Origin of the sequence: Priestia flexa NBRC 15715, assembly GCF_001591565.1 — a bacterium.
Taxonomy (GTDB): Bacteria; Bacillota; Bacilli; order Bacillales; family Bacillaceae_H; genus Priestia; species Priestia flexa.
On the sequence record NZ_BCVD01000056.1, the window covers coordinates 1 to 22478 of the forward strand.

A 22478-nucleotide genomic window follows, 5' to 3' on the forward strand; every position below is an offset into this window, starting at 1 on the left:
CCTCGTTTCGTTTTTGTGCTATTTCAGAAAAAAATTACAGTTGATTTTTTTCTCTCATTTTCTTTTTTGTTGTGAATCCGAAGCCCATAATTGCAACGAGGGCAACGATGGATCCAATAACACCGGTAGCGCTTCCTTCCCCGATAAATATACCAATTGCCATAATTGAAAAAGTTGCTAGCATTGCATATAAAACAAATACCCACTTAATGTTTTTCATGTTGATTCCTCCCAAATTTATTCAATAAGTATAGTGTACAACAAAATCATTCAGCAATTCTAGATTTAGTGTGATATAATAGCTTAGTTATTACAAGCATAGGAGTGAAATGCGTGAACATTCGTAAAGATTTACGTAATATTGCCATTATTGCCCATGTAGACCATGGGAAAACAACGTTAGTAGATAAATTATTACATCAGTCCGGAACTTTCCGTACAAACGAGCACGTGGAAGAGCGTGCGATGGACTCAAATGACCTAGAGCGTGAGCGTGGAATTACAATTTTAGCTAAAAATACAGCTATTAATTATAAAGATACGCGTATCAATATCATGGATACGCCAGGACATGCCGACTTCGGTGGAGAAGTTGAACGTATTATGAAAATGGTAGATGGTGTTCTACTTGTTGTTGACGCATATGAAGGTTGTATGCCTCAAACACGTTTTGTATTAAAGAAAGCTTTAGAACAAAAGTTAACACCAATCGTTGTTGTAAACAAAATTGACCGTGACTTTGCTCGTCCAACTGAAGTTGTTGATGAAGTAATTGACTTATTTATTGAGTTAGGTGCAACAGAAGAGCAAATTGAATTCCCGGTTGTATACGCATCAGCAATCAACGGAACTGCAAGCGTAGATCCTGAGAAGCAAGATGACAACATGGAAGCATTATTTGATTCTATTATTGAGCACATTCCAGCACCAATTGACAACAGTGAAGAGCCGCTTCAATTCCAAGTAGCAATGCTTGACTATAACGATTACGTTGGTCGTATTGGAGTAGGACGCGTGTTCCGCGGAACAATGAAAGTAGGACAGCAAGTTGCTTTAATGAAGCTTGACGGTTCAGTTAAGCAATTCCGCGTAACGAAGATGTTCGGTTTCTTAGGGCTAAAGCGTGTAGAAATCGAAGAAGCAAAAGCAGGAGACCTAATTGCCGTATCAGGAATGGAAGACATTAACGTGGGTGAAACGGTTTGTCCGTCAGAACACCAAGAAGCACTTCCTGTATTACGTATCGATGAGCCAACATTACAAATGACGTTCCTAGTAAACAATTCACCATTTGCAGGACGTGAAGGTAAGTTTGTTACATCTCGTAAAATTGAAGAGCGCTTAATGTCTGAACTTGAAACAGACGTAAGTCTTCGTGTTGAAAACACTGATTCTCCTGACGTATGGGTTGTATCAGGACGCGGTGAACTTCACTTATCTATCTTAATTGAAAATATGCGTCGTGAAGGCTATGAAATTCAGGTGTCAAAACCAGAAGTAATCGTACGTGAAATTGACGGTGTACGCTGTGAGCCTGTAGAGCGCGTTCAAATTGACGTGCCAGAAGAGCATACTGGTTCTATTATGGAATCTATGGGTGCTCGTAAAGGTGAAATGGTTGATATGATCAACAATGGAAACGGTCAAGTTCGCCTTATTTTCATGGTGCCGGCTCGTGGATTAATTGGATATACAACAGAGTTCTTATCATTAACTCGTGGTTTTGGTATCATCAACCACTCATTTGATAGCTATCAGCCAATGCAAGCTGGTCAAGTAGGCGGACGTCGTCAAGGTGTGCTTGTATCAATGGAGACAGGAAAATCATCGACTTACGGAATCCAAGGTGTAGAAGACCGCGGTACAATCTTCTTAGAGCCTGGTACGGAAGTGTATGAAGGAATGATCGTTGGTGAGCATACGCGTGAAAATGATCTTGTTGTTAACATTTGTAAAATGAAACAAATGACAAACATGCGTTCAGCTAACAAAGACCAAACAACAGGTATGAAAAAGCCGCGTATCATGTCTCTAGAACAATCTCTTGAATACTTAAACGATGACGAGTATTGCGAAATTACGCCAGAATCGATTCGTTTACGTAAAAAGATTCTAGATAAAAACGAGCGTGAAAAAATCGCGAAAAAGAAAAAATATGCTGATATGAAATAAGCAGTAAAGAAGTTGCTAAAGCGCTATGCTCTAGCAACTTTTTTGTTTTTTATAGAGGTAAAAGGAAGCTCATTGTCGAATATTGTATATGTTGATAAGTAAAAAGAAGCCTACTTCATAAGAGAGAAGTCAGTGGGATTACATAAAGGAGGAAACATAGGGTGAACGTAGAAGATCGTCTGTCTTTTTTTGCAGCTCTATATCGTGTTGATAAAAACTCGGATGTCGGAATGTGGATGCTTTATCTTACAATTTTATTGCTGTCAATTGTTGTATATAAGCTGGGGTTTGCGAAAAAATTGCCGCTTTTAAAATCCATTATTATTTATCTGTTCCTAGGGTTCGGCTGTACTGTGCTTACGTTTTTAGGTATCTTTTTGCCGGTAGCAGAAGGGTTAGTTGTGGCAGCACTTATTTTAATTATTTATAAGATTAGGCTGTATCAATCCAAAAAAGAAGATTCAACGATAAATATGTAAAAGCCGCTAAGGACAAATCTTAGCGGCTTTTATAAATGAAGCTACCTATCCATAAAGACAGGGCAAAAAGAATATGTCCCGCCGTCCAATAGAAGAAAGCTCCCATGTCATCGATACGCGGGGTAGCTTTAATGGCTAAAGCTGTAAGAGGGAAATATAAAGGAATGGTAGGTAAAGTTAAGAGAAAGGCTATAACAAGCATGCTACCTGACGATAAGTGACGAAATCGATTTTGTATCCACATAAAAACAATCCCTATAATGACTGCAATGACTAGGTGAAACACAAACTCCACCCATTCAGGCCATTTGATATCTCCTATAATGGGAATGAAATCGACGTTTAATAAGAGTGTATAAACCTTTTTAGACATCAGCTGCTCCAGCCATTTTAAGACCAAACCTAGCACAGTGCCACTTATTACTCCTACAACCATTCCTTTATAAATCATGCTTACCAGTCCTCCTCCGTCTGCTTGGATTGATATAGCTTAAAGTTTCCGGTAGCAATTCGTTCTTTTGTGCGCTCTTCAATACGTTCTGAGCATTCATTGCACATATATGTATGTATAGGACGATTACGAAGTCTTTTTGCTACAAGCGTTTCATCCTCAATTGATTCAATTTTATCACATAGGACACATTTTACTCTCATCTATCTCACCTCGTTTTCTCTATACAACATTCTAGCCCAAAGTGCATTGTTTATAAAGCTGTAAAATGTATTTAGTCGTTATTTAAACAATGTAAAAGTTTTGAAAACAAGGAAAAGTAAGCAGGTAAACAGATTCTTTGTCTAGAAAACAAGTAAGTATACATAAACGGGAGGAGGGATATAAATGGCAAATGAAGTTGAATCCAGTTTAGTCGAAGCACTGTACGAAGAGCTACAAGCAGAACGTTTTGTAACAGTTTCAACCGTTGATTATGAAACAAAAGGACCAAATGTGAGTGCCATTTCATGGATTTATGCTCCAACCAATCAAATCATCCGTTTTGCTGTCGCAAGCAAGTCCCGAATGGTTAAAGACATTTCGCAGTGTAAAGATGTTGTTGTGAATTTGATTGCAAATGAATCTTGCTATGCGATTAAAGGCAGTGCAATTGTTGCCAAAGAGAGAATGGAAAACGTTCCAATTAAGCTGACGCTGATTGAAGTAAGCATAAAAGAAGTAAGAGACGTTATGTTCTATGGATCTAAAATCTCTACCAATCCGACTTATGAAAAAACATATGATCCAGTAGCTGCTTCTAAATTAGATAAACAGGTAATGAGCGCATTAAAACAAGCTTAGCGTGAACTAAGCTTGTCTATTCTTTATTCGTTCTTTTGAAGGTGATCATTTGATTGTTTTTCTTGCTTGTCTCGTAATTGTTGCTGCTGCTCATTGTTTAACTTTTCATCATTTGTTTTGGTAGGTTCTGGGTTGCGGCGAATCTCTTCCGCTACTTCTGGCATGACGCGGTTTACGATGGCAGCAAGCTCATCTAAAAAGCCTGTAACTGGTCGACCACGTCCGATTTCTCTCGCAATTTCTTTTAAGCGCGTTACGGTATCAGGATCAGCAATGACAACGGAATTTGCTCCGTATGGGTCTGCTTTTAGGCTTTCTGCTACCGTATACTTAATCGAACTTACTTCGGAGCGATCAATTTCGTTATTTACATCAATACCAACGATTGCATATTTTCCTAACACAATAGCAGTAGCATCATTTACGTTTGGAGCGCTTGTTGCTAAGCTTACAAGATGCTGAGAAATTTGCCCAGCAGAGCGTTTTGTTTCAGTTTCAGGCGTTGAGTTTTTCACCTGAACGATGCGGTCTGTTTTTTGTCCTTCTTCAATCTGGGATTGATTATTGTTACAACCTGCTATTGTAAAACAAGCTAAGCTAGCAATAAGTAATCCTTTTTTCATTGGGGAGATACCTCCTTTGGTAATGGCTCATTTTTTGTAGCAATTTGTGTTTAGTTTTCAATAGTTCTTCTATCTTTATGCATATGTTCATATATTTAAAGCAAATGGTCCGTCCATTTACTCGAACTTCACGCGTGCGGTTTACATAAGATAAAAGTGAATGGATTCCTTGTTACACTCCTTAACTGGAAACCAAATGGAGTAGGAGGCTGAATTGTTGGGAAAAATCTACGTTTTAGATACAAATGTGTTATTGCAAGATCCGCATTCAATCTTTTCATTTGATGATAATGAAGTTGTAATACCAGCTGTAGTATTAGAAGAAGTAGATTCGAAAAAGAGAAATATGGATGAGGTTGGAAGGAATGCGAGACAAGTATCAAAGCTCATTGATAACTTGCGTCAACACGGTAAATTACATGAGAAAATCCCTTTGGAAAATGGTGGACATTTACGGATCGAGCTCAATCACCGTTCGTTTCATCAATTACAAGAGATTTTTGTAGAGAAAACGAATGATAATCGTATTTTAGCGGTCGCAAAAAATTTGTCGCTCGAAGAGGAAACCAAGGAAGACGGCCGTGAAGTCATTCTTGTTAGTAAAGATGTATTGGTACGCGTGAAGGCTGATGCTATCGGTTTGAAAGCAGAGGATTTTTTAAGCGATCGTGTTGTCGAATTTAACAGTATATATACGGGATTTGTGGAAGTATATATCCCAAGAGAAGTGTTAAATCATTTTTATGAAAACGGTGAAATTCTCACTTCTCAGATCGCAAATCATCCATTTTTCCCAAATCAATTTCTCGTTATGAAAGATGCATTTGGAGGTTCAGGTTCTGCTATTGGAATCGTCGATCAGACCGCTACAAAAGTAAAAAAGCTTCTCTTTGAATATGACCATATTTGGGGAATTAAGCCGCGAAATGTTCAACAAATTATGGCGCTCGAACTGCTCTTACGAGACGATGTCCAGCTTGTCACGCTCATCGGAAAAGCTGGAACGGGTAAAACCTTATTAGCTTTAGCATCGGGTTTAATGCAAACGGAAGACTTGGGCTGCTTTAAGAAGTTGTTGGTTGCACGTCCAATTGTACCGGTAGGAAAAGACTTAGGGTTTTTACCGGGTGAAAAGCAAGAAAAGCTTCGACCATGGATGCAGCCAATTTATGATAATTTAGAATATTTATTTAACACAAAAAAACCTGGGGAACTGGATGCTATCCTAGCAGGCCTTAGTTCAATTGAGGTAGAAGCCCTTACCTATATTAGGGGAAGAAGTATACCAGAACAATTTATCATCATTGACGAAGCACAAAACTTAACAAAGCATGAGGTTAAAACCATTTTAACGCGCGTTGGTGAAAAGAGTAAAATTGTGTTAATGGGTGACCCTGCTCAAATAGATCATCCATATCTTGATGAATACAATAATGGGTTAACATATGTAGTTGAAAAATTTAAAGAACAGAAAATATCAGGTCATGTAAGGCTTGTTAAAGGAGAGCGTTCAGGTCTCGCACAGCTAGCTGCTGATATTTTATAAGTGGAAAAAAATGAGCGCGCAGCTTTTCCTCTCTGCGCGCTCGTTCATTATGTAATAATAATTTCTTTTAAGTACGTAAGCGGCTTGTCACGGTTAGAGCCATCGCATTCATAAACGTGTACAGGTCCATCTTCAGTTAAAGGTTTTCCGTTTTTACTAAAGCCAAAAATAAGCGTTTTAGCCTCTTCTAATGAGTAGCTAACGGATTCATTAGCTGTTACAAGCGTAACTGCGGTTGCCTCTTCTAGAGGCTCAGCGTTCTTTAAAAAAGGAGCAAAGGAGATACCGAACGTACCGTTCAATAGCTTTTGTTTTTCGTATTTCTTTTCTGTTTTTAAAGTTGGTGGGAATACGGCACCTTCTTGGATTTCTCGATCCCAATGTTTTGAAACAGCCTTCGTATATTGTTCATTTTCATCTACGTTTTCGACCTCAGTATCAAAAAAAGTAGTTAAGTCTACTTTTCGATCATCAAAAATCCAAACTCCAGGATCTAACGTGAGGGGGTAACGCACTTTCCCATGTAGCGAAATAATTGAATTCATAAAAACGCCTCCTTGGTAAAAGTATAAGCGCTTTCTTGTAATTTGTCATCCATACTCAGGATTTTGGTAGAAGTACTAAAATAGAATGTGCTATAATAAATCTATATTAATAAAGCGAGAGTTGCGATGAATAGTACACGTAATTTGTAAGAGAATTCGTAGGTCTGATGACATGCATGTTAGTTCTTGCTTTTTTACGAGTAAAACCTTACTATTAAAAGATAGATTAGGTAATCGCTCGGAAACGGAGGGATTGAGTTTGACGCCTGAGACAATGATAGATCATCGTGAAAAAGCTTATGCATTGTTAAAAGCTGATGCAGATAAGATTTTGCAATTAATTCAAGTTCAAATGGATAACTTAACAATGCCACAATGTCCTCTTTACGAAGAGGTTTTAGATACACAAATGTTTGGTTTATCAAGAGAAATTGATTTTGCAGTTCGTTTAAATTTAATTGATGAGCATGTCGGAAAAACATTGCTAGATCGACTTGAGCGTGAACTTTCTGCACTGCATGAAGCATTTACAAAAAAATAACACACACGGTGAAACTCAAACTATTAGATGGATAGTTTGAGTTTTTTGTTACAGCTCGTTTACATTCTTACGTGAGAAAAGCGAAAGTATATAATGTATAGTAAAATGAGTAAAGGCATCACTTATTAACGTTTAAAGGAAGAGGTTTATGCTAAAAAAAATCTTTAAGCACTATGATTATTCTATCATTATTACCATTGCGTTGCTTTGTACAATTGGCCTTGTAATGGTATATAGCTCCAGCATGATTACGAGTATTACGCGGTATGGGCAGGATAGCGATTTTTTCTATGGCAAACAAAAAGGTTGGCTTATCATTGCTGGATTCGTATTTTTAGCAACCATTTTATTCCCGTACAAGCTATATCAAAAGCTGTTACCTATAGCTGTACTTGGTACATTTGGTCTTTTAGGGCTTGTGTTTTTAATGGGGCATACGGCAGGAGGCGCTCAAAGTTGGCTAAAGTTAGCTGGAGCAAGCTTGCAGCCCGCTGAGTTTGCAAAGTTAACGGTTATTTTATATTTAGCGCTTGTGTTAGGAAAACGTCAAGAATACATAAATGATATTAAGCGTGCTTTTATTGGGCCAATTGGGTTAACAATGGGTATCTTTATATTCGTAGCGATTCAACCAGACCTTGGGACAGGCCTCATTATTTTAATGATAGCAGTTGCAATCATGCTATGTTCGGGAATATCTCGAAAAACATTTTTTAAGCTTATTTTATTAGGGCTTGTCATGCTGACCATTATGGGAACGATTGGTGTATTAACAGGGCAAGTGACTGAAAATCGTATCGGACGTTTTACAGGAGCATCGGACCCTTTTAAATACGCACAAGGTGAAGGATATCAGCTTGTAAACTCTTACTTAGCTATCGGTTCTGGAGGGTTAAAAGGGCTTGGACTTGGTGAAAGCGTGCAGAAGTATGGCTATCTTCCAGAGTCACATACCGACTTTATTATGGCGGTTATTGCAGAAGAACTTGGATTCTTTGGCGTATTTCTCGTTTTAGGTTTACTAGGCTTTTTAATCTATCGCATTCTGACACTTGCCAAACGCTCAAAGGACCCTTTTGCTAGCCTTATTTGCATAGGTGTAGCGACCATGCTTGGAATTCAAGCGTTTATTAATCTGGGTGGCTTAACCGGTCTTATTCCGATTACCGGCGTAACGCTTCCGTTTATTAGTTACGGTGGATCATCACTGCTAAGTTTAATGATTGCCATGGGGATTGTTGTTAATATTTCGTTCTTTGTGAACTATCAAGAAAAAAGTAGCAAAAAAGCGAATAACGTTGTTTCTTATCCGAATAATGCTAATCCTGACTTATCTTAACATTCGGGTATATATATCATCTCAAAAAAGCAAAAATGAACGGTTAATTTATAACTTTCCGTTCATTTTTGCTTTTCTTTTATCCAATTTTGCTATATATTGAAGTTTATATAAAGATTGAAGGGAGAATTCGATGTGAGTCTGGTAACTAAAAAAATAAAAAAAGTACTAGTTGCAAATCGTGGAGAAATCGCAATTCGAGTATTTCGAGCTTGTACGGAGCTAAATATTCGAACGGTGGCAATTTATTCAAAAGAAGATGCAGGTTCCTATCATCGATACAAAGCAGATGAAGCGTATTTGGTTGGTGTGGGCAAAAAACCAATCGATGCATATTTAGACATCGAAGATATTATTAAAACGGCAAAGCTACATGATGTTGACGCAATACACCCTGGCTATGGTTTTTTGTCAGAAAATATCCAATTTGCGAAACGTTGTGAAGAAGAGGGCATTATTTTTATTGGGCCAAAGTCTAAGCATTTAGATATGTTTGGAGATAAAGTAAAAGCTCGTCATCAAGCAATTCAAGCCAATATCCCTGTCATTCCAGGAACGGATGGACCAATTGATTCATTAGATGAAGCAAAAGAATTTGCTGCACAGCACGGGTACCCCCTCATGATTAAAGCGGCGTTAGGTGGAGGCGGTCGTGGCATGCGCGTCGTTCGCAATGAAGCAAGCCTAGCGGAATCGTATGAACGTGCTAAGTCTGAAGCAAAAGCAGCCTTTGGAAGCGACGAGGTATATGTCGAAAAGCTTGTTGAAAACCCAAAGCATATTGAAGTTCAAATTTTAGGGGATCACAGTGGAAATGTTGTTCATTTGTATGAGCGTGATTGTTCAGTACAGCGTCGTCACCAAAAGGTAGTAGAAGTTGCACCAAGCTTGTCGCTAAGCGAAGAGCTGCGTGATCAAATTTGTGATGCTGCGGTACAGCTGATGGATAATGTAAACTACATAAATGCGGGTACTGTAGAGTTCTTAGTATCAGGTAAAGAGTTTTACTTTATTGAAGTAAACCCTCGCGTACAGGTGGAGCACACAATTACAGAAATGATTACAGGTGTTGATATCGTTCAATCTCAAATTCTAATTGCGGATGGCTATGACCTTCATAGTAATGTTGTTGCAATACCGAAGCAAGAAGAGATTATCACGCATGGTTATGCTATTCAATCTCGTGTAACAACAGAAGATCCACTAAACAACTTTATGCCAGATACGGGTAAGATTATGGCGTACCGTTCAGGCGGTGGCTTTGGCGTGCGTCTTGACACGGGCAACAGCTTCCAAGGAGCAGTCATCACGCCTTACTATGATTCTCTTCTTGTAAAAGTAACAACGTGGGCCTTAACGTTTGATCAAGCGGCGTCCAAAATGGTTCGTAACTTAAAAGAATTTCGAATTCGTGGTATTAAAACAAACATTCCGTTCCTTGAGAACGTGGTAAAGCATGAAAAGTTCTTAACGGGAGCGTATGATACGTCCTTTATCGATACTACGCCAGAGCTATTTGTATTTCCTAAGCGTAAAGACCGTGGTACTAAAATGCTAACATACATTGGAAACGTAACGGTTAATGGTTTCCCTGGGGTAGCTGAAAAGAAAAAACCAATTTTCACAAAACCTCGCGTTCCTCAGCTAGACTTATCAACGCCAGTGCCAAATGGAACGAAGCAAATTTTAGATGAACAGGGTGCTGAAGGGCTTGTTAACTGGGTAAAAGAGCGTAAAGAAGTTCTTTTAACAGACACAACATTCCGAGATGGGCATCAGTCTTTACTAGCAACGCGTGTACGTACGAACGATTTAAAACAAATTGCTAATCCAACAGCAAGACTATTACCGGATTTGTTTTCTCTTGAAATGTGGGGAGGAGCGACGTTTGATGTAGCGTATCGCTTTTTGAAAGAAGATCCTTGGGATCGTTTGTTAACGCTACGCCAAGAGGCGCCAAATGTCTTATTCCAAATGCTTCTTCGTGCATCAAACGCCGTAGGGTATAAAAACTATCCGGATAACGTAATTAAAGAATTTGTTGAGAAATCAGCATATGCTGGAATTGACGTGTTCCGAATTTTTGATAGCTTAAACTGGGTTGAGGGTATGACGTTAGCCATTGATTCCGTACGACAAACAGGTAAGATTGCCGAAGCAGCAATGTGCTATACGGGAGATATTTTAGATCCATCTCGCCGCAAATATGACTTAACGTACTACAAAAACCTTGCGAAAGAATTAGAGCAATCCGGGGCACATATTTTAGGAATCAAGGATATGGCAGGATTATTAAAGCCTCAAGCTGCTTATGACTTAGTGTCTGCATTAAAAGAAACGGTGGATATTCCAATTCATCTTCATACGCATGATACAAGCGGAAACGGCATTCTAACATATGCCAAAGCAATTGAAGCAGGCGTTGATATTGTGGACGTAGCAGTAAGCGCAATGGCAGGCTTAACGTCGCAACCAAGCGCCAATTCATTATATTATGCTTTAGAAGGGACCGAGCGTAAGCCGAAGCTGGACATTCAAAACCTTGAACAGCTATCTTACTATTGGGAAGATGTACGCAAGTACTACCAAGACTTTGAAAGTGGCATGAATGCTCCGCATACGGAAGTTTATGTTCATGAAATGCCGGGTGGTCAATATAGCAACCTTCAACAGCAGGCGAAAGCAGTTGGTCTTGGAAACCGCTGGGATGAAGTAAAAGACATGTATTCACGTGTGAATGAGTTATTTGGTGACATTGTCAAAGTAACGCCTTCTTCCAAAGTGGTAGGGGACATGGCGCTGTTTATGGTTCAAAACAATTTAACGGAAGAAACGCTATTTGAACGTGGTGAATCATTAGACTTCCCTGATTCAGTTATTGAACTATTTGAGGGCTATTTAGGTCAACCACACGGTGGATTCCCTGAAAAGCTTCAACGAATTATTTTAAAAGGTAAAAAGCCAATTACGGTGCGTCCGGGTGAGCTGTTAGAAGATGTTGATTTTAATGCTCTTAAGGAAAAGCTATTCCACGAGTTAGGACGTCAAGTTACAAGCTTTGATGCCTTGGCATATGCTTTATATCCAAAAGTATTTATGGATTATCACAAAGCGGTTGAGCAATATGGTGACATTTCGGTACTTGATACGGCTACTTTCTTATATGGAATGCGTCTTGGAGAAGAAGCTGAAATTGAGATTGAAAAAGGGAAAACGTTAATCGTTCGCCTTGTATCAATTGGAGAAGCACAAGCTGACGGTAATCGTACAATTTACTTTGAACTAAATGGTCAACCTCGTGAAGTAGTCATTAAAGACGAAAGCGTGAAGACGACGGTTGTATCAAAGATGAAGGCAGATCTAACAAATCCAAATCAAATTGGAGCGTCTATGCCTGGAACGGTCATTCGCGTTATCGTTGAAAAAGGCGATAAAGTATCCAAAGGTGATCATCTCATGATTACAGAAGCAATGAAAATGGAAACAACGGTGCAGGCACCATTTGATGGTGTTGTGAAAAATATTCATGTAGGAAGCGGAGACGCTATTCAACCTGGAGACTTACTTGTTGAATTCGAAAGCTAAAAAAAGTACGAGCAGAATGTCTGCTCGTACTTTTTATTTTGTTCTTTTACTGCGAGTAGCAAGAAGTGTCAAGTAGCTTAAGACCCCAAATAATAGAGAAATAATTAGTGCGTGGGCTAAAGCTAGTCCTAAGTTTAGGCGAGTAACAACAACTAACATACCTGAAATGGCCTGCATTGTTACTAACACTAAAGCAATTAGCCAACTATAATAAATATTCTTCTGGTCACGGTAGTGCTTAAACGCGTGAATAAACGCAATTAAAATCCAAACGAAAATTAAGGTTGCAGCAGTTCGGTGTCCCATTTGAATCCATTGGTTAATATCACCTGGTAACCAGCCAGCTGCATTGGAACAGAACGGAATATCGGGACAAGCTAAGCTTGCTTCTTTATGGCGTACTAGCGCTCCTGTATAGACGACAACGTACGTATAAAGAATAGATCCATAAATATGTTTTTTCATCGTTGAACCAATGACGACGCTATCAGCATCAAACTTCTTATCTACCTCAAAAATGATGAGAGTTAATAGGAGAACAGATGCAAATGAAATAAGTGAAATTCCAAAATGTAGTGCAAGTACGGCATCTGATTGTCCCCACATAACCGCAGCAGCACCGATTAACGCTTGTAGCACTAAGAAGAAAAACGAGATAAAAGCAAGTGGTCTTACTTCACGAATATGTCCTAGTGCAATCCAAGCCCACACACAGAGTAAAAGTACTAAGATGCCTGAAGCACCTGATACAAGTCTGTGACTAAGTTCAATGACGAGTTCAAATGTTATGTTGCTGGGAATCAATTCACCGTTACATAGAGGCCAAGAGTCGCCACAGCCATCTCCTGATCCAGTTTTGGTTACAAGTGCTCCCCCAAGTAAAATCAGGAGCATTGCTAACGTTACAATAACAGAAAGCCCTTTTAATCCACGTTTCAATGTATTCACCTTCCTAAAGTATGATAATTAGTCCGCTAAACGTTTCCTTTAGACAGGAAGACGAATGGAAGTACATGACTTACTAGTTTAAGGTTTCGTTGAAAAAGTTCGAATAAACTCCCATAAGCATGTATTCATTTGTTATAATGGTAGAAAGTGTAAGGTTGTATTGCTAGAAAGATAAGTTATTAAACTCATTCGACAAGATACAACACCTTATTCTACTTATAATAGTATACAATAATCAAGTATAAGATAGGGTTTTGTACAAGGTGACAAAAAAAATCCATATTTATTTCAAAAAAATTTCACATAAACTTTCCAAAATATGCTTTAATAAACAGGAGAAATATAGTAATTTACATCTTTACATGTTCATGCATCAGGCTGTAAGATTTCAGAAATCTAAAACAAATGTGAAATATTTGTGAATAGATGATTTTTGTGATGTCAAAACTGTAAACGGATTCTTCATACCACTGCTTCAACAACATATGCTTACCTAAAGAGGCCGCTAAGAAGTCATCTATTTTGCGTAACGAGCTCCTAGACACCGTAGTCCTACATAAAAATTTAAATACAGGGGATTTCTTCTAATCTAGAATTTATCATAGAAGGAAGAAAGTTTATTCATAGCAGCTTCTGTTATGAATAAGAAAATCACGTCCATGAAAGAGAGGTTGAAAAAGCTATGAGAAAATGGCGATTAAACTTTCGTGTTTTATCGTTGTTTAGTCTGGTAGCCGTGCTATTAGCTGGCTGCGGAGAGCCTTTTTTATCAACGCTTCGTCCTGCAGGTGAAGTGGCAGAAAAGCAGTATTCACTTATGCTGCTTAGTACAGCAATTATGGTTCTTGTAATTATTGTTGTTGCAATCATCTTTGTGTATGTAGTTGTGCGTTTTAAACGCCGCAAAGGTGAGGAAGATGTGATTCCAAAACAAGTAGAAGGAAACCACAAGTTAGAAATTCTTTGGACTGTTATTCCTATTATTCTACTTGTCATCCTAGCAGTTCCCACAGTAGCTGATACGTTTAAATTAGCTGATGTGAAAGGAATGGAAAAGGAAGACGCAATTGTCGTCAATGTAAGAGCTAACTTGTATTGGTGGGAGTTTGAATACCCAAACCAAAAAATCATTACATCCCAAGATCTTGTTGTACCAACAGATACAAAAGTGTATTTTAACGTGAAAGCCTCAGATGTCAAACACTCCTTTTGGATTCCTTCAGTGGGCGGAAAAGTAGATACGAATACAGAGAATGAGAACAAGTTTTGGCTTGTGTTTGATTCAGAAAAGGCTGAAAGCGCTAACGGTCTTTTTTATGGGAAGTGTGCAGAGCTATGTGGTCCATCTCACGCCTATATGGATTTCAAAGTTAAAGCCCTTCCAAGTGAAGAGTTTGATACATGGGTTAGCGATATTAAAGATGTAAAACCAGACGTATCGACAGCTTCAGCAAAAGCGGGAGAGGAAATCTTTACAGAAAGCTGTATTGGCTGTCACGCTGTTGAAGCGCAGGATGGTCGACCAGAACAAGCGCGTCAGGCTCCAAATCTAGCTGGATTTGCAGATCGTGAGCGTATTGCAGGTGTTTTAGAACATAATGAAGAAAATTTAAAACAATGGCTCAAAAACCCTGAAGAAATTAAGCCAGGAAACAAAATGAGTAATACATATCCTGACTTAACAGATGAACAAGTCGATCAGCTAACCGAGTATTTATTGGAGCTGAAAGAAAAATAAACGGTAATTAGCTTTCAAAAGGGGAGGTCTAGCTATGAGTACGCTCACTCAAAAAAGGGGTATAGGGGCGACAATATGGGACTACTTAACAACCGTTGACCATAAAAAAATCGCCATTTTGTATTTAATTGCGGGAGGTTTTTTCTTCATACTTGGAGGAATCGAAGCACTTTTTATTCGAATTCAACTGGCTATTCCTGAAAATAACTTTGTCGCGATGGGAACATATAATGAAATCTTAACAATGCACGGCACAACGATGATTTTCTTAGCAGCTATGCCGCTGTTGTTTGCGCTAATGAACGCAGTTGTGCCACTTCAAATTGGCGCTCGTGACGTAGCGTTTCCATTTTTAAACGCACTTGGATTTTGGCTATTTGCTTTTGGTGGATTGTTTCTAAACTTAAGCTGGTTTATAGGAGGTGGAGCACCTGATGCAGGCTGGACATCATACGCTTCACTATCACTAGCATCGCCTACACACGGAATTGATTTTTACGCATTAGGTCTGCAAATTTCCGGTGCTGGAACGCTGATTGCGGGTATTAACTTTCTTGTTACAATTATTAACATGAGAGCACCTGGTATGACTTACATGAGAATGCCCCTCTTTACGTGGACTACGTTTGTGGCATCAGCACTTATTTTATTTGCATTTCCTGCTTTAACTGTTGGATTATTTTTAATGATTTTTGATCGCTTGTTTGGTGGGAATTTCTTTGATCCAACGATGGGTGGAAACACAATTATTTGGGAACACTTATTTTGGATTTTCGGACATCCAGAAGTATACATACTAATCTTACCGGCCTTTGGAGTTTTTTCAGAAATTTTACCGACGTTTGCAAGAAAAAGACTGTTCGGATACTCTTCTATGGTATTTGCAACAGTGCTGATTGGGTTTTTAGGATTCATGGTTTGGGCTCACCATATGTTTACAACAGGCCTTGGACCAATCGCAAACGCAATTTTCGCAGTAGCGACGATGGCAATTGCTGTACCGACAGGAATTAAGATTTTTAACTGGTTGTTTACGCTTTGGGGAGGAAGCATTGAATTTACATCACCAATGCTGTACTCTGTAGCGTTTATTCCATCGTTTGTTATCGGTGGTGTAACAGGTGTTATGCTTGCTGCGGCACCAGCAGACTATCAGTTCCATGATACGTATTTCGTTGTTGCTCACTTTCACTACGTTATTGTAGGTGGAGTTGTGTACGCTCTATTTGCAGGAGTCACGTTTTGGTGGCCGAAAATGTTTGGGCGTATGCTTAATGAAACGCTTAGCAAGATTACGTTTTGGCTGTTTTTTATCGGTTTCCACTTAACGTTCTTTATTCAACATTTCTTAGGTTTAATGGGTATGCCTCGTCGTGTAGCAACTTTTTTACCAGGACAGGGCTTGGATCTTGGAAATGCAATCAGCTCAGCTGGAGCCATTTTTATGGCCTTGGCAACCATTGTACTGATTATTAACGTCATCAAAACAAGCATCAATGGACCAAAAGCAGAAGGCGATGCGTGGGGAGAAGGTCGTACGCTGGAGTGGGCGATTTCATCACCGCCTCCAGAATATAACTTTAAACAAACGCCGCTTGTGCGTGGATTAGACACATTCTGGTTAGAAAAACGTGCCGGAAACAAAGAGGGCATTACGCCTGCTGAGCCGCTTGGTGATATTCATATGCCAAACTCATCAATCATTCCGTTTATTATTTCTCTTGGTCTGTTTGTTTCAGCATTTGGCTTTTTGTTCCGCAATGACCATGGCTGGGGAGATCTAGTTGGAATTATAGGATTAGTGATTACCTTTATCTCCATGTTCTTCCGTTCGTGGATTGATGATCATGGCTATCATATTCATAAAGAAGATTTGCTTGATGAGGAGGCGAAATAAAGATGGAAGCAGAACAAAAATTAACGCCTGAAACTTTTCCAGATTCGCCTGAGAAATCAACCCTTGAAGGGAAAAATAAGTTCATAGGATTTTGGCTTTTTCTTGGGGGAGAAACCGTACTTTTTGCTTCGTTGTTTGCAACGTATTTAGCGTTGAGAAATTCAACGCATACAGGCCCAAAAGCAGAAGAATTATTTGATATTACGCTTGTATTTATTGCCACAATGATTTTATTAACAAGTTCATTAACAAGCGTATATGCAATGTATCATATGAAGAACTTTAACTATAAGAAGATGCAGCTTTGGATGTGGATTACTTGGCTGTTAGGGTTCGCTTTCTTACTATTAGAGATTTATGAGTTTAAGCATTATGTTCATGAAGGCCATACGTTTACGAGCAGTGCGTTTGGATCTGCATTTTATGCCTTGGTAGGAACGCACGGAGCGCACGTAACGTTTGGATTATTGTGGATTGGCTCATTGCTTATCCGTAACTCAAAGCGTGGCTTAAGTCTATACAATGCGCCAAAATTTTATGTAGCAAGCTTATACTGGCATTTCATTGATGTTGTATGGGTGTTTATTTTTACAGTTGTATACTTAATGGGAATGGTGGGATGAAGAGATGACAACAAATCATTCTGACACAGGTAACCCAAAGGTAGACTTACAGTATCGTAAGAAGAAAAACGCTGAAGACATGCGAATGCAGTTAATCTCGTTTGCGTTAATGATTTTCCTTACGCTCATAGCTTTTTTTGCCGTATGGAGCGATAGCTTTAGCGGATGGTTTACCGTACCAGTTATTATTTTGTTAGCAGTTGTGCAAGTTATCTTTCAGCTTTATTACTTTATGCATATGAATCATAAAGGACATGAAGTGCCAACGATGTTTCTATATTCAGGAGTGCTTGTAGCACTTATAACGGTTTGGGCATTTGTTACAATTATTTGGTGGTAAGTAAAGAAGAGCTAGCGCTTGCTAGCTCTTTTCAAGCATGTACTATTCGCAATTGAGTAAAGGAGGGACGGATTGTGATTGATAATTTAAGAATGTTTGGATTCGAAGCGTTATGGAGTCCGTATTTTTTCTTCGTTATTTGTGCGGTGACAGTTGTTTATTTATTGTTCACAGGTCCGTATCGATATAAAATTGAAGGAAGTAAAGAAGTTGATCGTAAAACAAAAGCGTTTTTTGTATTTGGAATGGCGCTGCTATACATATGCAAAGGCGGTCCGCTAGATTTACTAGGGCACTTGATGTTTAGTGCACATATGGCCCAAATGGCGCTGGTTTATTTAGCTATTCCACCTTTACTTATTCTGGGAACACCGCCGTGGATGGCGCGATTACTGATTCATCAAAAAGGCATTAAGCCAGTGTTTCACTTTTTAACAAAGCCGCTCATTGCTTTACTTGTCTTTAACGGATTATTCTCTCTTTATCATATACCGCTTGTGTTTGACACTGTGAAGACAGATATGACGCTTCACGCAATTATTAGCATTTTGCTGTTTATAGCTTCTTTTTGCATGTGGTGGCCACTTTTAAACAAGCTGGAGGAGTATCAGACGTTAAACGGTGTGAAAAAAATTGGCTACATTTTTGCTGATGGGATGTTGTTAACGCCTGCTTGTGCGTTAATTATATTTGCTGATACGTCGCTATATGCCACGTATACTGATTCGCAGGCGTGGGTGAATGCTTTAGCCCTTTGCGTATCCCCGGATGTTATTCAAGCGATGGGCGCATTAGCCCCAGAAATGTTTAACGTATTGCCTCCGGTAGAAGACCAGCAGCTTGGGGGAGTCATCATGAAAATTATTCAAGAGATTGTATATGGGATTATTCTTGGCTACACCTTTTTCCGGTGGGCGAAGAAAGAGCGTGAAAAAGATAAGAAGCAGGAAATGGAACTTGATGCAGGTTATGATGCTTCATCTCCGATTTCTTCTCAATAAAAAGAGTGCTTACAGGATTGTAAGCACTCTTTTTATTAGGAAGCCTGAACGCTTTGAAGTTCGGAATGAATTTGGCTTAAAATTCGCTTGCATTGATCAACCAGTGTAGAAGGGAAATTTTCTTCTTCTCCATATTCTACGCCGTGCGGATAATAGTGTTTGCCAAGCAGAGGCGTCATAAATTGAATCAACGCATGCCTGCCGCCAATGTCCCCTTCAGCAGCATATCCTTGTACGCGTAAATAAAAGGTATGGTGCTGAATTTCAAACTTGCGATCATATGTTACCCGCTCGTAATCCCACTGTCCAGCTCGCACTAGTCCAAATCGGCTCATAATCTCATCGGCATGCTCTAAATCAACTCTTACATCAGTAAAATCCATATCTTCTAGTTTCATTACAGTTCCCCCTTTAAACCAAATGTTTCTCCCATTTTCATCATAGTATGATTGGATAAAACTTGCAATGTTTATCCGGATTTTCAGTTGAAAAGACCAAGAAATTGTAAATAACGTGAAAGATTTTTTGAAAAACGGTCAAAATAACGTTGAATGTAAAGGAGGAGATTCTATGAAATGTGTTCGTGATGTAATGACAACAGACGTTGAAACGTGTACCACGTTAGATAATGTATACGAAGTTGCATTAAAGATGAAAGAATTAAACGTTGGTAGTATTCCAATTGTTGATCAAGACCGATTAATTGGATTAATAACTGATCGAGACTTAGTTATTCGAGGTATTGCTGAAAAGAAGCCCAATTCCAGTAAAGTAACCGACGTAATGAGTGATAAACTAGTAACGGTATCGGGCGAATCAACGGTAGAAGAAGCTGTGGAAATTATGGCCAATCATCAAATCAGAAGGCTTCCAGTTGTAGAAGGAAACAAGCTTATTGGCGTTGTCGCTTTAGGAGATTTATCTACGTATCGCTTTACAGATGAACAAGCTGGTCAAGCTCTTTCTCGTATTTCCAATCAACTTCATTAATCCAGGAAAAGCTGTCGCCACCAAAGGGTGTTGATAGCTTTTTTATTAGCTATTTTCACGTCATTACATGTATAATAACTATACGAACTCTTGAAGATGTAAGGAGAGGAACTGACGCTGAAAAAAGTTATATTTGTTCTCGTGTTAATCGTTGCATTTGTATACGCTGATGAATATATCCCTTTATTGGAGCAGTATGTAGATGAATCAGCACAGGAAGAGGTTTCAAATAATGAGACTATAAATGACCGTGCGGTTGAAACGGCTGCACCAGAAATAGAAGGGGAAAACGTTATTGATTTGATTGGTCTACATCCTGAACAAGTCATGGGAATGTATGGAGAACCAACCCGTGTTGATCCTTCTGCTTACGGATATGATTGGTGGGTGTATAAAACCGATGATCATTCCTACATGCAGGTAGGGGTAGATGGTGACCGAGTGGTGAGCGTGTATTCTATTGGTCAAAACGTAAATACCGCACCATTTGTGATTGGTCAATCTCGATCTGAAGTAGCGAAAGCTGTTAAAATTGAGCGAGAAGTTGAATTGAGAGAAGGGCTCGATTATTATCGTTTTCAACTCAATGACGAAGATTTAAAAATGCGCCCATTAGTAAAGTATGATGATGTATATATCCAGCTTTATTTTGATCAATTTTTAAATACATTATCAAGTATCCGCGTCATGGATAGTGAAACTTTAATGAAGCAAAAGCCGTATGAAGTAATGTATAGAGGGAGTTTCCCTGAAGTACCATCACTTTCTCAAGAAGAGTGGAAAGAGATTGAAGATGGAGCTTCTCAACAAATTATCGACTTGACGAACGTTATTAGAAAGCGCCATGGAAAAGAGGCATTATCGTGGGATGAAGATACGGCGAAAGTGGCTTATTTACACAGCAAAGAAATGAGCGATTTAGAATATTTTGCTCATGAGTCTCCAGTTCAAGGAGATTTAAGAAATCGTCTGCAAAAAGGAGACGTCTTGTATCGAACAGCTGGTGAAAACATTGCATCTAACTATACGGATGGTCCTGCTGCGGTTGAAGGCTGGTTAAATAGTGAAGGTCACCGTAAGGCGCTTTTAAATAATGATTTTACGCATCTTGGTGTTGGCGTGTATGAAAAGTTTTATACGCAAAACTTTATTACCCCTTTGAAGTAGGGATTTAATAGGTCTACTCTTGTCCTATTCCTCATAAGTTTCTAATAGAAGCTAGAGGAGGGACAAGAATGAACAAGAAAATATCTGTCATCGCCATGCTTATTTTTTTACTATTAACAACATCAGTTAATGCGGCTACACAGCAATCTTGGGATAAGTTAAATGAACTTGCTGATGAAACATTAGACCTTGCTCAGCAGGAAAAATATGATGAAGCGCGTGATTTAATGAAACAATTTTCACATGAAGTTTCAAGCGTAAATATACATGATTTAGATTTATCCACTAAAGAGTATCAAGTGCTGGTAGTAACAGCTCAAAATGTTGAAAGAGCACTGGACGATGAAAATAGTGACCCTGTAAATACAGCATTACAGTTTCGGTTACTAGTTGATGCTTTATCAAGTGAATACCAACCTCTTTGGACAGAAATGGAAAAAGAAGTTATTACCACGTTTCAAGATATGAAAATGAGTATATCAAAAGGTGAAGATGGGCAGTATCAAGAAGAGCTTCAAAGTTTACTACAAGCCTATGAATTGATTTCTCCAAGTGTTCAAGTCGATGTTGATGATAAGGATATTGAACGTGTTGAACAGCATATTGAAGATTTAAAGCAAGATGATGCAATGGTGATGTCTTCACAAGAATTAGTAGCAGCAGAAGAAGATTTTCAGTCTCTGTTTGAACATTTAAAAGAAGATAAGGTAGATCCATCACTTATATGGGTCATGATTACGACAGGAAGTATTATTGTATTTACTTTATCGTATGTTGGTTTTCGTAAGTATCGAGCAGAGCGTGTTCGCAAGGCTGAGCCGGAGCGAAATGATTGACGGACATATTCGAATTGTCTAAAATGAAAATGTACCAACCATACAAGTAAAGGAGTGTGCATATGGGGTTTTTGGTTTATTTTCTCATCATTATTTTAGTGCCGATTTGGGCACAGTTTAAAGTGAAAAGTGCTTATAAAAAATATTCAAAAGTAAGCAGTTCTTCTGGAATGACAGGTGCTGAAGTGGCACGACGTATCTTGGACGAAAACGGCTTGTACAACGTTCAAGTTGAGCCAGTTCGCGGCGTGTTGTCTGACCACTACGATCCACGTTCAAAAGTAGTACGATTATCTGAAGATAACTACTTCGGAACATCTGTAGCAGGCGCAGCGGTAGCAGCCCATGAAGTAGGGCACGCAATTCAAGACGATGAAAACTATTCGTTCTTACGCATGCGTCATGCCTTAGTACCAGTAGCTAACATCGGATCAAACTTTTCATGGATTTTAATCATGATTGGTATCTTTGCTCAGATGAGCGGCCTATTGTTGCTAGGGATTGTGTTTATGGCAGCAGCAGTTTTATTCCAGGTCGTAACGCTTCCAGTTGAGTTTAACGCCTCAAATCGCGCGATGAACCTTCTCGTATCAAGCGGTGTAATTCGCAACGACGAAGAGCGTGAGACGCGAAAAGTACTAAACGCAGCAGCTTTAACATACGTTGCAGCAGCAGCGGTTGCAGTACTAGAGCTTGTGCGTTTAATCTTAATTTACACAGGAATGAACAACGAAGATTAATTGAAATGAGGCTGGGACATAAGTAATTCAGCCAATATTAAACCTGAACGGTTGAGAGTTCTTCACTTTTAATC

23 protein-coding genes are annotated in these 22478 nt (G+C 39.0%); 16 read left to right on the forward strand and 7 right to left on the reverse strand.

Features of this window, described 5'->3' with window-relative positions:
• Positions 1 to 34: 34 nt before the first annotated feature.
• Positions 35 to 220: a YlaF family protein gene (locus tag BFL01S_RS10890; RefSeq protein WP_025909116.1), complete on the reverse strand. Its 186-nt coding sequence runs from the start codon at positions 218 to 220 to the stop codon at positions 35 to 37.
• A gap of 113 nt (positions 221 to 333) precedes the next feature.
• Here BFL01S_RS10890 and typA point away from each other — a divergent pair, with 113 nt between their 5' ends.
• Together typA and BFL01S_RS10900 are read left to right on the forward strand one after the other, a co-directional pair.
• Positions 334 to 2172 carry a translational GTPase TypA gene (typA, locus tag BFL01S_RS10895; protein ID WP_025909115.1) on the forward strand — a complete coding sequence of 613 codons (1839 nt, stop codon included), beginning with the start codon at positions 334 to 336 and terminating at the stop codon, positions 2170 to 2172.
• 161 nt (positions 2173 to 2333) lie between these two features.
• Entirely contained in the window at positions 2334 to 2651 is a 318-nt protein-coding gene (locus BFL01S_RS10900; protein ID WP_025909114.1) for a YlaH-like family protein, read from the forward strand.
• A 19-nt stretch (positions 2652 to 2670) separates the two neighbouring features.
• Here BFL01S_RS10900 and BFL01S_RS10905 read toward each other — a convergent pair whose 3' ends face one another.
• A complete protein-coding gene (locus tag BFL01S_RS10905; protein ID WP_025909113.1) occupies positions 2671 to 3102 on the reverse strand; it encodes a hypothetical protein in 432 nt (143 codons plus the stop codon).
• 2 nt (positions 3103 to 3104) lie between these two features.
• On the reverse strand, positions 3105 to 3305 hold the full coding sequence (locus BFL01S_RS10910; protein ID WP_025909112.1) for a YlaI family protein: 201 nt from the start codon (positions 3303 to 3305) through the stop codon (positions 3105 to 3107).
• Between the two features lie 184 nt (positions 3306 to 3489).
• Between BFL01S_RS10910 and BFL01S_RS10915 the strand changes: the two genes are divergently transcribed.
• Complete coding sequence (locus BFL01S_RS10915) at positions 3490 to 3945, forward strand: PNPOx family protein (RefSeq protein ID WP_061785703.1); 456 nt, start codon at positions 3490 to 3492, stop codon at positions 3943 to 3945.
• Positions 3946 to 3968: 23 nt separating this feature from the next.
• Here BFL01S_RS10915 and BFL01S_RS10920 read toward each other — a convergent pair whose 3' ends face one another.
• A complete protein-coding gene (locus BFL01S_RS10920) occupies positions 3969 to 4568 on the reverse strand; it encodes a YhcN/YlaJ family sporulation lipoprotein (RefSeq protein ID WP_061785704.1) in 600 nt (199 codons plus the stop codon).
• 217 nt (positions 4569 to 4785) lie between these two features.
• On the opposite strand from BFL01S_RS10920, the gene BFL01S_RS10925 reads away from it, so the two are divergent.
• The gene (locus BFL01S_RS10925; RefSeq protein ID WP_025909109.1) at positions 4786 to 6114 is read left to right on the forward strand and encodes a PhoH family protein; all 1329 of its coding nucleotides are present in this window, start codon (positions 4786 to 4788) and stop codon (positions 6112 to 6114) included.
• Between the two features lie 47 nt (positions 6115 to 6161).
• Here the strand turns inward: BFL01S_RS10925 and BFL01S_RS10930 are convergent, their stop codons facing one another.
• Positions 6162 to 6659 (reverse strand): molybdopterin-binding protein, encoded by a 498-nt coding sequence (locus BFL01S_RS10930; protein WP_061785705.1) that lies wholly within the window; start codon positions 6657 to 6659, stop codon positions 6162 to 6164.
• Positions 6660 to 6933: 274 nt separating this feature from the next.
• On the opposite strand from BFL01S_RS10930, the gene BFL01S_RS10935 reads away from it, so the two are divergent.
• From BFL01S_RS10935 to pyc, 3 genes are all read left to right on the forward strand, one after another.
• The gene (locus tag BFL01S_RS10935; protein ID WP_373688708.1) at positions 6934 to 7200 is read left to right on the forward strand and encodes an Fpa/YlaN family protein; all 267 of its coding nucleotides are present in this window, start codon (positions 6934 to 6936) and stop codon (positions 7198 to 7200) included.
• Positions 7201 to 7348: 148 nt separating this feature from the next.
• Entirely contained in the window at positions 7349 to 8539 is a 1191-nt protein-coding gene (locus BFL01S_RS10940; protein WP_025909106.1) for an FtsW/RodA/SpoVE family cell cycle protein, read from the forward strand.
• A 135-nt stretch (positions 8540 to 8674) separates the two neighbouring features.
• A complete protein-coding gene (gene pyc, locus BFL01S_RS10945) occupies positions 8675 to 12124 on the forward strand; it encodes a pyruvate carboxylase (RefSeq protein ID WP_374700374.1) in 3450 nt (1149 codons plus the stop codon).
• A 33-nt stretch (positions 12125 to 12157) separates the two neighbouring features.
• Here the strand turns inward: pyc and BFL01S_RS10950 are convergent, their stop codons facing one another.
• Positions 12158 to 13063, reverse strand: a complete 906-nt coding sequence (locus BFL01S_RS10950; protein ID WP_025907324.1) for a COX15/CtaA family protein — start codon at positions 13061 to 13063, stop codon at positions 12158 to 12160.
• 691 nt (positions 13064 to 13754) lie between these two features.
• Between BFL01S_RS10950 and coxB the strand changes: the two genes are divergently transcribed.
• From coxB to ctaG, 5 genes are all read left to right on the forward strand, one after another.
• Entirely contained in the window at positions 13755 to 14810 is a 1056-nt protein-coding gene (gene coxB / locus BFL01S_RS10955; protein ID WP_025907326.1) for a cytochrome c oxidase subunit II, read from the forward strand.
• Between the two features lie 34 nt (positions 14811 to 14844).
• Entirely contained in the window at positions 14845 to 16707 is a 1863-nt protein-coding gene (gene ctaD / locus BFL01S_RS10960) for a cytochrome c oxidase subunit I (RefSeq protein WP_061785706.1), read from the forward strand.
• Positions 16708 to 16709: 2 nt separating this feature from the next.
• Entirely contained in the window at positions 16710 to 17330 is a 621-nt protein-coding gene (locus BFL01S_RS10965; protein WP_025907328.1) for a cytochrome (ubi)quinol oxidase subunit III, read from the forward strand.
• 4 nt (positions 17331 to 17334) lie between these two features.
• Positions 17335 to 17670 carry a cytochrome c oxidase subunit IVB gene (gene ctaF / locus BFL01S_RS10970; RefSeq protein ID WP_025907330.1) on the forward strand — a complete coding sequence of 112 codons (336 nt, stop codon included), beginning with the start codon at positions 17335 to 17337 and terminating at the stop codon, positions 17668 to 17670.
• Positions 17671 to 17744: 74 nt separating this feature from the next.
• Complete coding sequence (gene ctaG / locus BFL01S_RS10975; RefSeq protein ID WP_082636378.1) at positions 17745 to 18671, forward strand: cytochrome c oxidase assembly factor CtaG; 927 nt, start codon at positions 17745 to 17747, stop codon at positions 18669 to 18671.
• A gap of 35 nt (positions 18672 to 18706) precedes the next feature.
• Here ctaG and BFL01S_RS10980 read toward each other — a convergent pair whose 3' ends face one another.
• Positions 18707 to 19069 carry a YugN family protein gene (locus BFL01S_RS10980; protein ID WP_025907334.1) on the reverse strand — a complete coding sequence of 121 codons (363 nt, stop codon included), beginning with the start codon at positions 19067 to 19069 and terminating at the stop codon, positions 18707 to 18709.
• Between the two features lie 172 nt (positions 19070 to 19241).
• Here BFL01S_RS10980 and BFL01S_RS10985 point away from each other — a divergent pair, with 172 nt between their 5' ends.
• The 4 genes from BFL01S_RS10985 (at position 19242) to BFL01S_RS11000 (ending at position 22404) form a co-directional block, all read left to right on the forward strand.
• Complete coding sequence (locus BFL01S_RS10985) at positions 19242 to 19661, forward strand: CBS domain-containing protein (RefSeq protein WP_061785707.1); 420 nt, start codon at positions 19242 to 19244, stop codon at positions 19659 to 19661.
• A 141-nt stretch (positions 19662 to 19802) separates the two neighbouring features.
• Positions 19803 to 20828 carry a CAP domain-containing protein gene (locus tag BFL01S_RS10990; RefSeq protein ID WP_235859224.1) on the forward strand — a complete coding sequence of 342 codons (1026 nt, stop codon included), beginning with the start codon at positions 19803 to 19805 and terminating at the stop codon, positions 20826 to 20828.
• 68 nt (positions 20829 to 20896) lie between these two features.
• The gene (locus BFL01S_RS10995) at positions 20897 to 21664 is read left to right on the forward strand and encodes a sporulation protein YpjB (RefSeq protein ID WP_025907340.1); all 768 of its coding nucleotides are present in this window, start codon (positions 20897 to 20899) and stop codon (positions 21662 to 21664) included.
• 62 nt (positions 21665 to 21726) lie between these two features.
• Complete coding sequence (locus BFL01S_RS11000; protein ID WP_025907342.1) at positions 21727 to 22404, forward strand: zinc metallopeptidase; 678 nt, start codon at positions 21727 to 21729, stop codon at positions 22402 to 22404.
• Positions 22405 to 22478: the final 74 nt, after the last annotated feature.